Source organism: Pseudorhodobacter turbinis, assembly GCF_005234135.1.
GTDB classification, from domain to species: Bacteria; Pseudomonadota; Alphaproteobacteria; order Rhodobacterales; family Rhodobacteraceae; genus Pseudorhodobacter; species Pseudorhodobacter turbinis.
Genome location: NZ_CP039965.1, coordinates 1,220,303 through 1,233,683 on the forward strand (window position 1 = coordinate 1,220,303; position 13,381 = coordinate 1,233,683).

Genomic DNA, 13,381 nt, shown 5'->3' on the forward strand with positions numbered 1-13,381 from the left:
TGGGGGAGGGCTGTAAAACAAAGCTATTAATGGGTGACTAAAAGAATCAGGTTTACATTTCAGACTGAATCAGTAAGGTAACGCCATAAGCCAAGCCACCCCAGTGCGAACAGGGCAAGCCCGGTACAGTTTTGCAAAGGAGTGCGAAAATGCCCGCGCCAACCCAAGATCGCCCGATGAGACCCGATACCGAAGTGTTCCGTATTCCCAACCTTTCCGACTGGCTCAGCTTTGCGGCCTTGGGCGATACCGCCCTTTGGGCCAGCTATGCCGACCACAAAACCGTGCGCTCGGAGGGTGGAAAATGAACATGCAAGTTTTGGTGGAGGCTATTCCCGCATATGATGCCCGCGTGATGACCAATGGGCAGACGATGGCGCATATCACCTTGGACGGGCAGGTCTATACCCTGCGCATCACCAAGGCCGGCAAATTGATCCTGACAAAATGAGGGGGTGACATGTCAATTGCCTGGACCCCAGAATTCCCATCCCGCCAGCGTGGCGCGGCCCCCGTCGGCACCTTGGCCGAATTGCCGGGGGTAGAGCGTCGCGCCGTTTTGTATCTGCGCAAGTGGTGCGAGGGGCCGCAGGGCCGCGAAGCCGTTGCGGCAGACGTATCCCGCAGCTTTGATGCGCCGCGTGCCGCGCAAACCGTGAACCGTTTTGCGGATTTGCTCGAGGTGGTTTTACGCTGCCCCCGCCGCCCGCTGATGCGCCACGGCTCCGATTGCGGTTGCTTTGGCGGTGACGAATCCACCTTTGCCCATATGATCGCCGCCAGTGCGGCAGGCGACCGCGAAGACGCAATGGCTTTCGCTCTGACCCTCATGCACCCCGGCGAGGCCTTTCAGGCCGTTCAGGTGGCCGAGGATGTCGGGCTGTCCTTTCTGGAATTATCCCGGCCCGACTACGCGCGGCCACCCTATTTGAGACACTGACCAAAAAAGGAAATATTATGCGTCTGTCCCTGATTGCTGCTTTGACCACAACCGTGTTTGCGGCCCCCGCACTGGCTGCCACACCCGAGGAGGTCGCCCGCACCTATACCGATATCGCGGCAGCAGGTTACGGCGACAGCCTGACCACAGCAAAGGCCCTGCAAGCGGCAGTGGATGCCCTCATTGCCGCGCCCTCGGATGAGACGCTAGCCGCTGCAAAAGCCGCATGGATCGCGGCCCGCGTGCCTTATCAACAGACCGAGGTTTACCGTTTCGGCAACGCGGTGGTGGATGAATGGGAAGGCCGTGTGAACGCTTGGCCGCTGGACGAAGGGCTGATTGACTATGTCGATACCAGCTATGGCCAATCCGACGAAAACCCGCTGTCCACGCTGAATGTGATCGCGAATACGAAGTTTACGCTGTCGGGGGCGGATGTGGACGCACGCGCCCTGACGCCTGAATTTATTTCCGGAACCCTGCATGAGGTGGACGGCATCGAGGCGAATGTCGCCTCGGGCTATCACGCGATTGAATTTCTGCTTTGGGGGCAGGATTTGAATGGCACGGGGCCGGGGGCGGGCAACCGTCCGGTAACCGATTTCGCGCAGGGCGCGGATTGCACCAATGGCAATTGTGACCGCCGCGCCGAATACCTCAAGGCGGCAACCGACCTGTTGATCACCGATCTGGAATATATGACCGCGCAGTGGGCAGCAGGCGGAGAGGCCCGTGAGGCAACGCTTGCCGATCCGGCCGCCGCGCTCTCGGCGATGCTGACCGGCATGGGCAGCCTGTCTTATGGCGAATTGGCCGGTGAGCGGATGCGCCTTGGTGTCATGCTCAATGATCCCGAAGAAGAGCATGACTGTTTTTCCGATAACACCCACAACAGCCACTATTATGACGGTTTGGGCATTCGCAACGTCTATACTGGCAGCTACACCCGTGTTGATGGCAGCGTGGTTTCCGGCCCCTCCCTTTCCGAACTGGTCGCAGAGGCCGATGCGGCCGTGGATGCGCAGTTGAAGGCAGAGCTTGACGCATCGGTGGCGGCGCTTGGCGCGGTAAAGACCGCCGCAGAGGCCGGGCTTGCCTATGACCAGATGCTTGCGGTTGGCAATGCCGAAGGCGAGGCGTTGATCATGGGTGCCGTTGATGCGCTGGTCACGCAAACCGCCTCGATCAACCGTGCTGTGACCGCGATGGGGCTTTCGGCGGCGATCGAAGGGTCCGACAGCCTCGATAACCCAAGCGCTGTTTTCCAGTGATCGGCATCTAAATCAAAGGGGTTCGCCATGATTATCTGTCATTGCACCGGCATCACCAACCACCAGATCACGGCGGCGGTGGACTGGATGCGTTCGGCGGACCCCGATACCGTTATCACCCCTGGCAAAATCTATCGTGCCCTTGGGCATCGGGCCGATTGCGGGGGGTGCATGCCGCTGTTCCTTGACACCATGCGTAAATCTGCGAGTTTCGGGGTAGCCACGACCGCAGGGTCTAGCCACGAAATCCCGAATCTTGGAACAGGAAAATACCATGAAGGGCGATCCCAAAGTCATCGACTATCTGAACGCAGCGCTACGGTCTGAACTTACGGCCGTAAGCCAATACTGGCTGCATTACCGCCTACAAGAGGATTGGGGCTTCGGTCATATTGCTGCTAAATCCCGTGCCGAAAGCATTGAGGAAATGAACCATGCCGATCGTTTGATCGCGCGGATTTTGTTCCTTGAAGGCCACCCCAACCTGCAAAAACTCGACCCTTTGCGCATCGGTGAGAACCTGCGCGAGACGTTAGAGGCCGATCTGGCCGGCGAACATGATGCGCGTAACCTGTACATTGAGGCGCGCAAACATTGTGATGCGGTGGGCGATTTCACCTCCAAAACCTTGTTTGAAGAATTGATCGCCGATGAAGAAGGCCACATTGATTTCCTCGAAACCCAAATCTCGCTTTATGATGAAATTGGCGCGCAGAAATACGGTCAGTTGAACGCCAAACCTGCCGATCAGGCCGAATAGGCGGAATTTGTCGCAGGGCGGCGCGGCGTTTTCTGATTGAATTAGTCGGGAATTTTTGGCACTCAGGCGCGGTAAGGAGTATCCCGATGTTTCGAACCGCCCTGATCCTGTCCTGCCTTGCCGCGCCCGCCCATACGCAAACCCTAGGCGACGTGCATTTGCCGCTGGTTCCGCGCACAGAGGCTGAGGCAGCACGCATCGCGGCCGTCACCGCCCTGACCGATGATTTCAGCAAGGCTGAAGCGTTTGAGGAAAAGCCCGCAGGGGCGGCGACAGTGCGGGCTTGGACCAATGCCGATGCGTTTTCCCAGCTATCAGCCAATATGCCCTTCGCGCATGAAATGGACTTTAAGCTGGGCAATGCGCTGTTTCGCAAGTCATGGGTTGCCTCGCCCTCATCGACGCTTGGCTCGGACGGGTTGGGGCCGCTTTACAATGCGCGCGCCTGTCAGGATTGCCACCTCAAGGATGGTCGCGGCCATACGCCCGAGGGGCCGGAAGATCGCGCGGTGTCAATGTTCCTGCGTCTTTCGGTGCCCGCCGCCAGTAGCGCCGAGGAGATCGAGGGCTGGATCGCCACCGCCAATGAGCCGACTTACGGCGGTCAGCTTCAGGATTTCGCGGCCCCCGGCCATAGCGCCGAAGGGCAGATGGAGATCACCTATACCGATGTTCCGGTAGAGCTGGCTGATGGCACCGTTGTCACCCTGCGCGACCCGAGTTACTCGGTCAGCGATCCGGGCTTTGGCCCGCTTCACCCCGATGCCATGCTGTCCCCCCGCGTCGCCCCGCAGATGATCGGGCTGGGCCTGCTCGAGGCGATCTCCGTGGCCGATATTCTGGCTAAGGTCGATGCGGATGACGCGGACGAGGATGGTATTTCGGGTCGCGTGGCGATTGTGCCAAGCGCGGCATTCGGTGTGCCGGTGCTGGGGCGCTTTGGCTATAAGGGCGGCACCGGCACGGTGATGGATCAATCAGCGGCGGCCTTTTCGGGGGATATGGGGCTTTCGACGCCGCTGCACCCCGACCCTTGGGGCGATTGCACCAAGGCGCAAGCCGATTGCATCGCCGCCCCCCACGGGCAGGAACCCGAAAACCGTGAGGGGCTGGAGGTGGATACCCTCTCGCTTGATCTGGTAACCTTTTATTCGCGCAACCTCGGCGTGCCAGAGCGGCGCGACGTGTCGGACCCGACCGTTTTGCGCGGCAAGGAAGTGTTCTACTCCCTCAACTGTACCTCGTGTCATACCCCCAAATATGTCACCCACCGCCTGACCGACCAGCCAGAGCAGAGCTTTCAGCTGATCTGGCCCTATACCGATCTGCTTTTGCATGACATGGGCGAGGGGCTTGCCGACAACCGCCCCGAAGGCCGCGCCACGGGCACCGAATGGAAAACCCCGCCGCTTTGGGGGATCGGCCTGACACAGCAGGTTTCGGGCCACAATCAATTCCTGCATGATGGCCGCGCCCGCAACCTGCTGGAGGCGATTCTGTGGCATGGGGGCGAGGCAAAGGGCGCCCGCGATGGCGTCGTCTCGCTTGATACATCTGACCGCGATGCTTTGATCGCCTTTCTGGAAAGCCTTTGACATGATCCGCGCGCTTGCCCTTTCGCTTTGTCTTGCCACACCTGCCTTTGCCGATTTTCCCGAAACGGTGCGCGATCATATCCTTCCCGGCTATGCGGGATTTGCAAAGGCGGCCGAGGATTTGGCGGATACGGCGGCGCAAAGCTGTGATCCGCAGGCCCTGCGCCCCGCTTACAATGCGGCTTTTGATGCGTGGATGGGCGTGCAGCACCTGCGCTTTGGTCCGGTAGAGCAGGGCGGGCTTGGCCTTGCCATCGCCTATTGGCCCAACCCCAAGGGCAGCGGGCGGCGTGCGCAGATGGCCATCCTGACCGGCGATGCCTCTTTGCTGGAGCCTGAAAATTTTGCCGAACAATCCGTGGCGGCCCGCGGGTTGTTTGCGTTGGAGCGGCTGCTTTATCCAAGGACCGAGCTTCCTGCGGACCCTTGTCCCCTGATCCGCGCGACTACTGCCGATCTGGCGCGGGTTGCGGGGGTGGTCCATGCGGCATGGGTTGATGATTATGCCGAGACATTGCTGACCGCAGGCGAGGCGGGCAATACGACCTATCTGACCCGCCCCGAGGCCCGTCAGGCCTTGTTCACCCAGCTTGCCACCGCGCTTGAATTTACCGATGACACCCGCCTTGGCCGCCCTCTCGGCAGCTTTACCCGTCCGCGTCCCGAACGGGCCGAGGCTTTGGCATCAGGTCGTCCGCTGCGCAATATCTTGCTGTCGCTAAAGGCTCAACGTGCCATGGTTGAGACGCTGACACCGGACGCGCCGAAAACCATCGCGGCTTTTGATCATGCGATCGTCGTGGGCGAGGCTTTGGATGATCCGCTCTTGGCAGGGGTTGCCGAACCGGAAAGCCGTCTGAAGGTAGAGATTTTGCAACAAGCCATCGAGGCCTTGCGGCAAACCGTTCTGTCCGAACTGGGGCCGGAGCTGGATGTCGGTATCGGTTTTAACGCGGCGGATGGCGATTGATATGACCACACGGCGTGCCTTTCTTGCGGGGTTGGCCATGGCCAGCCTACCGCGCCTGACATGGGCCGATGTGGGTAATCCGGCCTTTTTGGCGGCGGCGAAATCGGCCAGTGGTTTTGTGTTGCACGGGCTTTCGGAACAGGGGCAAAGCCTGTTTTCCTTGCCCTTGCCCGCACGCGGTCACGCCGCCTGTGCCCATCCGACCCGAGCGCTTGCCGTGGCCTTTGCGCGCCGTCCTGGCACATTCGCGCTGGTGATTGATTGTGCAAGCGGCGCGGTGTTGCATCAATTGGACCCACCCGCGGGACGTCATTTCAATGGGCATGGTGTGTTTTCGGCAGATGGTTCGGTGTTAATGACATCCGAGGTGGTGGCCGAAACCTCGGCCGGGCGGATCGGCCTGTGGGATGCATCCGGTTTTCGCCGTATCGGGGAATGGGACAGCGGCGGCATCGGTCCGCATGACATCAAGCTGCTGCCCGACGGGCGGCTGGTCGTGGCCAATGGGGGCATCCAGACCACGCCAAATGGCCGGACTGAGTTGAACATCGAGGCGATGCGCCCGAACCTGACGATCCTGTCAGAGGGGGCGATTGTGGACCGTGCGGAGCTTGCGCCGGAATATCACCAGAACTCCATCCGCCACTTGGCGCTTTTGCCGGATGCGATTGCCTGTGCAATGCAATGGCACGGGGATCCGGCTGATCCGGTGCCGCTGTTGGGCCTGTGGAAGCCCGGCCAAGCGCCCGAACTGTGTCCCGCGCCCGAGGCGATGGGGCTGGCGATGAAGGGCTATGCCGGATCTATTGCGGCGACCAATGGCCGTATTGCGGTGACTTCGGCACCCGGCGGTTTGGTGATGGTCTTTGACGCAACAGGTGCGCCGCTTGCCAGCCATTTTCGCGCCGATATGTGCGGCATCGCGGCCATGGGGACGGATTTTATCGCCACTGACGGGCTGGGTGCTGCATGGCATCTGGGCGAAGAGGGGCTGACACTGCTTGGCAAACAGCCGGTTGCTTGGGACAATCATTTGATCGCCTTGGGCTGACGCCGCCCCGATCAGTGAAAGGGGCGGCGCAGGGGGTTAGTCTTCCATCGCTTCGAGCTCGTCGATAAAGCCGGAAATCATGTCCAGCCCCTTATCCCAGAACGCAGGGTCCGAGGCATCAAGACCGAAGGGGGCCAGAAGGTCTTTGTGGTGCATCGATCCGCCCGCCTTGAGCATGTCGAAATATTTCTCCTCAAACCCCGGCAGCCCGTCGGCATAGGCCGCGTAAAGCGCGTTCACAAGGCCGTCGCCAAAGGCATAGGCATAGACGTAGAACGGCGAGTGGACGAAATGCGGAACATAGGCCCAGAAGGTCTCATAGCCGTCCATGAATTCAAAGGCATCGCCGAGGCTTTGGGCTTGTACGCTCATCCACAGGGCGTTGATGTCATCGGGCGTTAGCTCCCCCTCGCGGCGTGCGGCGTGCAGTTTGCATTCGAAATCATAAAAGGCGATCTGGCGGACGACGGTGTTGATCATATCCTCCACCTTGCCGGCCAGAAGGGTCTTGCGTTCGGCCTTGGTTTTCGCCCCATCCAACAGCTTGCGGAAGGTCAGCATCTCGCCAAAAACGCTTGCCGTTTCCGCCAAGGTGAGTGGGGTCGAAGATAGCAGCTCCCCCTGATCGGCGGCTAGAACCTGATGGACACCGTGGCCCAGCTCATGCGCCAAGGTCATGACATCACGCGGTTTCCCAAGGTAGTTGAGCATGACATAGGGGTGTACCGTCGTCACCGTCGGATGCGCAAAAGCCCCCGGAGCCTTGCCCGGCTTTACGCCCGCATCAATCCAGCCTTTGGTAAAGAACGGCTCTGCCAGCTCGGCCATTTTCGGGGAAAAGGCGGCATAGGCATCAGTCACGGTTTTGCGTGCCTCATCCCAATCCACCACGCGCGGGGCGTCGGTTGGCAGGGGCGCGTTGCGATCCCAGACCTGCAGGGTGTCAAGGCCCATCCACTTGGCTTTCAGGCGGTAATAGCGATGCGAAAGCTTGGGGTAGGCGGCGACAACGGCATCGCGCAGGGCTTCGACCACCTCAGGCTCTACATGGTTGGAAAGGTGACGGCTGGTCTGCGGGGATGGCATCTTGCGCCAGCGATCCTCAACCTCTTTTTCCTTGGCGAGCGTGTTATGGACGCGGGCAAAAAGCTTGATGTTCTTGTCAAATACCGCGGCCAGCGCGCGTGATGCGGCCTCACGCTTGGCGCGCTCGGGATCGGTCAGCAGGTTCAACGTGGCCTCAAGGTTCAACGGCTCTTCTTCGCCCTCAACCTCAAACATCAGGCCGGCCATGGTTTCATCAAAAAGACGATTCCAAGCGGCTGCACCAACGGTGGATTGGTCGTGCAGGAATTTCTCCAGCTCGTCTGACAGTTGGTGCGGGCGCATGGCGCGCATCCGTTCAAACACCGGCTTGTAGCGCGCCAGATCGGCATTGGCCGCCAGCAGCCCTGCCAGATGGGCATCATCCAAACGGTTGAATTCCAGTCCGAAAAACACCAAAGGCGTGGTAAACGTGGTGATGCTATCCTGTGCGTCGGCCATGAATTTGGCGCGGTCGCTATCCATGGTGTTCTGGTAATAGCGCAGACCGGCATAGGACATGATCCGCCCTGCGGTGATGTCGATCGCCTCATACTCATGGACGCAGGTCAACATCGCATCTGCATCCAGATCGGCCAGCTTGCCTTCATAATTGGCGGCAAAACCTGCGCAGGCTGTTTCCAGCCACGCCATGTCACGGGTAAACTCCGGCGCATCAGGGGCAGGGTAAAGGTCGGTCAGATCCCAATCTGGCAGCTTTCCCAAGCCCCCCGCCCCGTTTGCGGTGGCATTGGCGTCAAATACTGGGCGGCGATCAAACAGCGTCATGGGAAAACCTCAATCCATTCATTCCTCTTCTATCTATGGTCGCGGGCCCGTCGGGTGCAACCCTGCGAAGGCTTTCTTTTCTGTCGGGATGTCTGGCGTAGCAGGATGTGTGTTATTCATCAGCTTTTGGATGAAATACTGCCTGCGGGGCCCAAATATGTTTGTTTTTGGCAGGTTTGGTGAAGGGGCTCTGATGCGAAGGTCATGGATTTGCGGCGAACAATGCTGTTGCTGCATCGTAAAAACGCCTGCGGCTCTGGGGGAATTCGGCCATCAACTCATGCTCTGCCTGCGCAATGGCTTTAAGGCGCCCTTTGGGCCAATGCGCCATGCGGGCGTGGATTGCTGTGGCGGCGACCACCTTTTCCGCATCGCCTACCATGCAGATTGCAGGCAGATCAGGCGAGGGCAGGCGGCCGAGCGTGCGGCATTCACGCAAGGCTGCATCGAGCCAACGCAGGCTGGGGCCGCCAAGCGTAAGTTCCGGGTGGTTGCGGGCTTGGGATTGCAGCCAAGCATAGCTTTCGGCGTCCTTTGTCAGGACGTTGCCCTTAAAGGGGGTGGCGGCCAAGTAGGTGGCAGCGGAATATCCGGGGACATAGCGCTGCCCAAGGCCCAAGACACAAGCCAGCTTTGAAATAATACGTGCAGGTAGCGCCCATTTGAGACCCCACATCGGCGCAGAGAAAGCCACGGCCTTGACCGCGACCCCATCCATCAGTGCACGCAAGCCAATGCAGCCACCCATCGAATGACATGCCATGTAAAAGGGACCAGAGATGCCCAAAGCGGTCAGTTTGGCCTGCATCGTGGCCAAGTCTTGCTGATACTGTGCGAAATTATCGACATGGCCCTGCATCGGGTCTGGCTTTGGCCGATCGGAAAGCCCTTGGCCGCGCCAGTCTATCACCGCAACGCTATAGCCGCGCGCACCGAATTCAGCGGCGGGACGGCTATATTTTTCAATATATTCGGTGCGCCCGGGCAACATCAGTACCGTGCCCTTATCCCCCTTCGGCCACAAACCCATGCGCAGGCGCACGCCATCGGCGGTTGTCAGCCAATAGGCGCGGCCCCCCTCAGGGCCTTGCGCATGATCACCAAAGAAAGGGGCTTGGGGCATTAGCCAAGCGCCGAGGCAAGCTGCATCGCCATGCCCATCGATCCGTCAACCGAAAGCTTGCCCGACATAAAGGCAGTCGTCGGGTTCATCTCCCCTTCGAGAATCGCCTGAAATACCTCGGCAGAGGCGGAAAGGGTCACGTCTGCCTCCTCGTCACCCGCGCGGACGCCGTTTTCGTCGATCATGATGGATCCTTCGCCCTCAATCTCGAATTTCGCAATACCGTCAAAGCTTTGCACTTTTTCGGACAGTTTTGCCACGGCGGTCTCGATCACTGCGCTCATTGGATTTCCTTCTTTATCTTGCATCAAATTACGCGGAGCATATGGTCTTTTCCGCCCCACGCGCTACTGTTTCGACTATGAAACCACGCGCCCCCTTTCACAATCGTATCGTTGCGACAGTTTTCCTGATTTTTTCGGGATTATCCGGTTTGCCGGCAATGGCCGATGGCTTGGACAGTCTGTTTGACGACCTTCAGACCGCAGAGCCGCAAGCGGCAGAGCGGGTGGAGCGCAAGATCTGGCGGGAATGGTCGAAATCCGGTTCTGCCGCGATGGATCTGTTGCTTAAGCGCGGGCGGGACGCGCTGGATGAGGGCGAGACGCAGGCCGCGATTGAACATTTCACCGCCCTTATCGATCACGCCCCCGATTTTGCCGAGGCCTGGAATGGACGTGCCACTGCTTATTTCCAAGCTGGGCTTTATGGGCCGTCGGTTGCCGATATTGCGCAAGCTCTGCGCCTCAACCCGCGCCACTTTGGTGCCATGTCCGGCTTTGCCCGGATATTGGAGGATACTGGCGAGCCTGACCGCGCCTTGCAGGTTTACCGTTCCGCGCTTGCTATACATCCCCATCTTTCGGGGGTAAGTGAAGCCGTGACACGGCTAGAGACCCTCGCAGCCGGTCAGGAACTATAGCAACGACAGGCAGGCCCATGCGCAGCACCGGACAGGTAACGGCGGTTCTGGGACCGACCAACACCGGCAAAACCCATTACGCAATTGAACGGATGCTGGCCCATCGTACGGGTGTGATCGGCCTGCCGCTGCGTCTGCTTGCGCGCGAGGTCTATGATCGCATCGTCGCCAAGCGCGGCCCCGGTGTGGTGGCATTGGTGACGGGAGAGGAACGGATTGTCCCCGACCGCACGCAATATTGGGTCTGTACCGTTGAGGCGATGCCGCTGGAGATCGGTGCCGATTTCGTCGCAATCGACGAGATCCAGCTTTGCGCCGATACCGAGCGCGGCCATGTCTTTACCGACCGGCTTTTGCGGGCGCGTGGCCTGCATGAGACCTTGTTTCTGGGCGCCGATACCATGCGCCCTGCGATTGCGGCGCTGGTGCCGAATGTGCAATTCATGGCGCGGCCACGATTGTCCGAACTTACCTATGCAGGTTCGAAAAGGATAAGCCGGATGCCGGAAAGATCGGCAATTGTCGGCTTTTCTGTTGAAAATGTATATGCTATCGCCGAGCTGATCCGCCGCACCAAGGGCGGTTGTGCCGTGGTGATGGGCGCGCTTTCGCCCCGTACCCGCAACGCGCAGGTAGAGATGTATCAAAACGGTGATGTGGATTATCTGGTTGCCACCGATGCAATTGGCATGGGGCTGAACCTCGACATCAAACATGTCGCATTTTCCTCGACTGCAAAATTCGATGGCCACCGGATGCGTGGGCTTTATCCGCAAGAGCTGGCGCAGATTGCAGGTCGCGCGGGGCGGTACATGACGGCAGGTACCTTTGGCGTGACGGGTGAGGCGCGCCCTTTGCACGATGAGGTGATCGAGGCGATTGAGGAACACCGCTTTGCGCCCGTGCGTAAATTGTCATGGCGAAATGAGCAGCTGGAATTCGGCACCGTCCCGCGGCTTTTGGCGGGGTTGGAACGCCATACCGATGACGAGTGGCTGTCGCGGGCCCGCGATGCCGATGATGTGACGGCGCTTAAAACGCTTTGGGCGATGCCGGAAGTCCATGATCAGGTGAAAACGCCACAAGATGTGCGCCTGTTGTGGGATGTGTGCCGAATCCCTGATTTCCGTGGCATTTCAACCACAGACCATGCGGTTTTGTTGCAAGGGATTTTTGACTATTTGCGCAAGGGGCAGGTTCCTGCCGACTGGATGGCCGCCCAAATACGTCGAATTGACCGGATTGAGGGTGATATTGACACCTTATCGAAACGTTTGTCCTTTATTCGCACTTGGACTTATGTCGCCCAACGTAAAAACTGGGTTGCAGACGAAGCCCATTGGCAGCAAGAGACCAGGGCTGTAGAAGACCGCTTGTCAGACGCGCTCCATGCGGGCCTGACCCAACGATTTGTTGATCGGCGCACTTCTGTGCTCATGCGCCGGTTGAAGCAGAAGGAGAGCCTTGTGGCCGAGGTGAATGACAAAGGCGAAGTGACGGTAGAGGGCGAATTTGTGGGGAAGCTGGAAGGCTTCCGCTTTCGTCAGGATGCGACCGCCACGGCGGACGAAGCGCGCACATTGCGCCAGGCTGCGGTGCAAGCACTGAAGCCTGAATTCCACCTGCGCTCGGATAAATTTTATAATGCACCGGATACGGAGCTGGACTTTACCGAGCAAGGTGGCCTGATGTGGGGCAACTCTGCGATGGGCAAGCTGGTTGCGGGCGCGGATGCGCTGCGCCCCGGTGTTGAGGCCTTCGTCGATGAGGACGCAGGCCCCGAGATCGCCGAAAAGGTAAAACGCCGCTTGCAGCATTTTATCGACCGCAAGGTGGCAACCCTGTTTGAACCCCTGCTGAACATGAGTCGGGATGAAACCCTTGCCGGCCTTGCGCGCGGCTTTGCGTTTCAGATGGTCGAAGGTCTGGGCATCTTGCCGCGTGAAGCCGTGGCAGATGAGGTCAAGGCGCTGGATCAGGAAGCCCGCGGGCAACTGCGTAAGCATGGCATCCGTTTTGGTCAGTATACCATCTTTCAGCAAGCATTGCTTAAGCCTGCACCAACGCGGTTGCGTCTGGTTTTGTGGTCTCTTGCCAATGGCTTGGATGAATTTCCAGAAAGCCCGCCACCCGGTTTGGTGACGATTCCGAACATTCCTGATGTGCCGGTGCAGCATTACACACTTGCAGGCTATCGTCCTGCAGGCAGCCGCGCGATCCGCATCGATATGTTGGAACGTCTGGCCGATTTGCTGCGCGGTCAAGACAGCCGTGGCGGGTTTGAGGCTGTGCCTGATATGCTTTCGATTACCGGCCTGACGTTGGAACAGTTCGGCGATCTGATGGGTGGCCTTGGGTATAAAGGGGAAAAGGGCGAGCGTCCGAAATCCAAACCCGCAGCCCCCAAAGAGCTGACGGCGGAAGATATCGCCGCGGCAGCCGCCGCAGCCGCAGCGGCAAGCAAGCTCGCCGTGCCCGAAGACGTGCCGGTCGATGCCGCCCCCGCAGATGCGGAGACCCCAGAGGCGACCGCTGCCGAGGCGGATGCATCAGAAGCGCCAGCGGTGGAGATGGAGCATTTCATCACCTTCACATGGGCGCCACGTCCGCGTGTCGACCGTCGGCCTGCACGCCGCGATGTCCCTCAGGCTGATGGCGCTGCCCCACGTGGTGAGCGTCCGGCCGGGCAGGGCAAGCGCCCTGATGGTGGTAAAGGCAAGCGTCCCGAAGGCGGGTTCAAGGGTAAGGGCAAGGGCGGCAAGCCACCCCAAAAAGGCCCGCAGAAATTCGAATCACGTCCTGCACGGGCTGAGAAGAAGATCGATCCGGACAATCCTTTCGCGGCTCTTGCTGCCCTGAAGGGTAAGATCTGACCTT

Annotated in this window: 14 protein-coding genes; 11 read left to right on the plus strand and 3 right to left on the minus strand. The window is 59.6% G+C overall.

Going from position 1 to position 13,381, the window contains the following annotated elements; genetic code table 11:
- Nucleotides 1-149: 149 nt before the first annotated feature.
- The 9 genes from EOK75_RS20945 to EOK75_RS18340 all read left to right on the plus strand — a co-directional run bounded on the left by EOK75_RS20945 (nt 150) and on the right by EOK75_RS18340 (nt 6,587).
- Complete coding sequence (locus EOK75_RS20945) at nt 150-308, plus strand: hypothetical protein (protein ID WP_168199293.1); 159 nt, start codon at nt 150-152, stop codon at nt 306-308.
- Entirely contained in the window at nt 305-451 is a 147-nt protein-coding gene (gene hemP, locus EOK75_RS18305) for a hemin uptake protein HemP (RefSeq protein ID WP_137195440.1), read from the plus strand. The genes EOK75_RS20945 and hemP overlap by 4 nt, the downstream gene beginning before the upstream one ends.
- 9 nt (nt 452-460) lie before the next feature.
- Nucleotides 461-940: a hypothetical protein gene (locus EOK75_RS18310; protein ID WP_137195441.1), complete on the plus strand. Its 480-nt coding sequence runs from the start codon at nt 461-463 to the stop codon at nt 938-940.
- A gap of 17 nt (nt 941-957) precedes the next feature.
- Nucleotides 958-2,211: an imelysin family protein gene (locus EOK75_RS18315; RefSeq protein WP_137195442.1), complete on the plus strand. Its 1,254-nt coding sequence runs from the start codon at nt 958-960 to the stop codon at nt 2,209-2,211.
- An 87-nt stretch (nt 2,212-2,298) separates the two neighbouring features.
- A complete protein-coding gene (locus EOK75_RS18320; protein ID WP_420821957.1) occupies nt 2,299-2,538 on the plus strand; it encodes a (2Fe-2S)-binding protein in 240 nt (79 codons plus the stop codon).
- Nucleotides 2,486-2,971 (plus strand): bacterioferritin, encoded by a 486-nt coding sequence (gene bfr, locus EOK75_RS18325; RefSeq protein ID WP_137195445.1) that lies wholly within the window; start codon nt 2,486-2,488, stop codon nt 2,969-2,971. The genes EOK75_RS18320 and bfr overlap by 53 nt, the downstream gene beginning before the upstream one ends.
- A gap of 86 nt (nt 2,972-3,057) precedes the next feature.
- The gene (locus EOK75_RS18330; protein ID WP_137195446.1) at nt 3,058-4,566 is read left to right on the plus strand and encodes a di-heme oxidoreductase family protein; all 1,509 of its coding nucleotides are present in this window, start codon (nt 3,058-3,060) and stop codon (nt 4,564-4,566) included.
- Between the two features lies 1 nt (nt 4,567).
- A complete protein-coding gene (locus tag EOK75_RS18335) occupies nt 4,568-5,536 on the plus strand; it encodes an imelysin family protein (protein ID WP_137195448.1) in 969 nt (322 codons plus the stop codon).
- A 1-nt stretch (nt 5,537) separates the two neighbouring features.
- Nucleotides 5,538-6,587: a DUF1513 domain-containing protein gene (locus EOK75_RS18340; RefSeq protein WP_137195450.1), complete on the plus strand. Its 1,050-nt coding sequence runs from the start codon at nt 5,538-5,540 to the stop codon at nt 6,585-6,587.
- A 36-nt stretch (nt 6,588-6,623) separates the two neighbouring features.
- On the opposite strand, the gene EOK75_RS18345 is transcribed toward EOK75_RS18340, so the two are convergent.
- The 3 genes from EOK75_RS18345 to EOK75_RS18355 all read right to left on the minus strand — a co-directional run bounded on the left by EOK75_RS18345 (nt 6,624) and on the right by EOK75_RS18355 (nt 9,866).
- Nucleotides 6,624-8,459, minus strand: coding sequence for a M3 family oligoendopeptidase (locus EOK75_RS18345; RefSeq protein WP_137195452.1), 1,836 nt, complete (start codon nt 8,457-8,459; stop codon nt 6,624-6,626).
- A gap of 202 nt (nt 8,460-8,661) precedes the next feature.
- Nucleotides 8,662-9,582: an alpha/beta fold hydrolase gene (locus EOK75_RS18350; RefSeq protein WP_137195454.1), complete on the minus strand. Its 921-nt coding sequence runs from the start codon at nt 9,580-9,582 to the stop codon at nt 8,662-8,664.
- Nucleotides 9,582-9,866, minus strand: a complete 285-nt coding sequence (locus EOK75_RS18355) for an SCP2 sterol-binding domain-containing protein (RefSeq protein WP_137195456.1) — start codon at nt 9,864-9,866, stop codon at nt 9,582-9,584. Before EOK75_RS18355 ends, EOK75_RS18350 begins: the two co-directional genes overlap by 1 nt.
- A gap of 77 nt (nt 9,867-9,943) precedes the next feature.
- On the opposite strand from EOK75_RS18355, the gene EOK75_RS18360 reads away from it, so the two are divergent.
- Both EOK75_RS18360 and EOK75_RS18365 read left to right on the plus strand, forming a co-directional pair.
- On the plus strand, nt 9,944-10,504 hold the full coding sequence (locus EOK75_RS18360) for a tetratricopeptide repeat protein (RefSeq protein WP_137195458.1): 561 nt from the start codon (nt 9,944-9,946) through the stop codon (nt 10,502-10,504).
- A gap of 17 nt (nt 10,505-10,521) precedes the next feature.
- A complete protein-coding gene (locus tag EOK75_RS18365; RefSeq protein ID WP_137195460.1) occupies nt 10,522-13,377 on the plus strand; it encodes a helicase-related protein in 2,856 nt (951 codons plus the stop codon).
- The last annotated feature ends 4 nt before the right edge of the window (nt 13,378-13,381 follow it).

Coding starts and splice junctions, on each gene's coding strand:
- EOK75_RS18360 (WP_137195458.1), top strand. CDS start 9,944: ATGAAACCACGCGCCCCCTTTCACAATCGTATCGTTGCGACAGTTTTC.
- EOK75_RS18320 (WP_420821957.1), top strand. CDS start 2,299: ATGCGTTCGGCGGACCCCGATACCGTTATCACCCCTGGCAAAATCTAT.
- EOK75_RS18310 (WP_137195441.1), top strand. CDS start 461: ATGTCAATTGCCTGGACCCCAGAATTCCCATCCCGCCAGCGTGGCGCG.
- EOK75_RS18340 (WP_137195450.1), top strand. CDS start 5,538: ATGACCACACGGCGTGCCTTTCTTGCGGGGTTGGCCATGGCCAGCCTA.
- EOK75_RS18330 (WP_137195446.1), top strand. CDS start 3,058: ATGTTTCGAACCGCCCTGATCCTGTCCTGCCTTGCCGCGCCCGCCCAT.
- EOK75_RS18355 (WP_137195456.1), bottom strand. CDS start 9,866: ATGAGCGCAGTGATCGAGACCGCCGTGGCAAAACTGTCCGAAAAAGTG.
- bfr (WP_137195445.1), top strand. CDS start 2,486: ATGAAGGGCGATCCCAAAGTCATCGACTATCTGAACGCAGCGCTACGG.
- EOK75_RS20945 (WP_168199293.1), top strand. CDS start 150: ATGCCCGCGCCAACCCAAGATCGCCCGATGAGACCCGATACCGAAGTG.
- EOK75_RS18350 (WP_137195454.1), bottom strand. CDS start 9,582: ATGCCCCAAGCCCCTTTCTTTGGTGATCATGCGCAAGGCCCTGAGGGG.
- EOK75_RS18365 (WP_137195460.1), top strand. CDS start 10,522: ATGCGCAGCACCGGACAGGTAACGGCGGTTCTGGGACCGACCAACACC.
- EOK75_RS18315 (WP_137195442.1), top strand. CDS start 958: ATGCGTCTGTCCCTGATTGCTGCTTTGACCACAACCGTGTTTGCGGCC.
- EOK75_RS18345 (WP_137195452.1), bottom strand. CDS start 8,459: ATGACGCTGTTTGATCGCCGCCCAGTATTTGACGCCAATGCCACCGCA.
- hemP (WP_137195440.1), top strand. CDS start 305: ATGAACATGCAAGTTTTGGTGGAGGCTATTCCCGCATATGATGCCCGC.
- EOK75_RS18335 (WP_137195448.1), top strand. CDS start 4,568: ATGATCCGCGCGCTTGCCCTTTCGCTTTGTCTTGCCACACCTGCCTTT.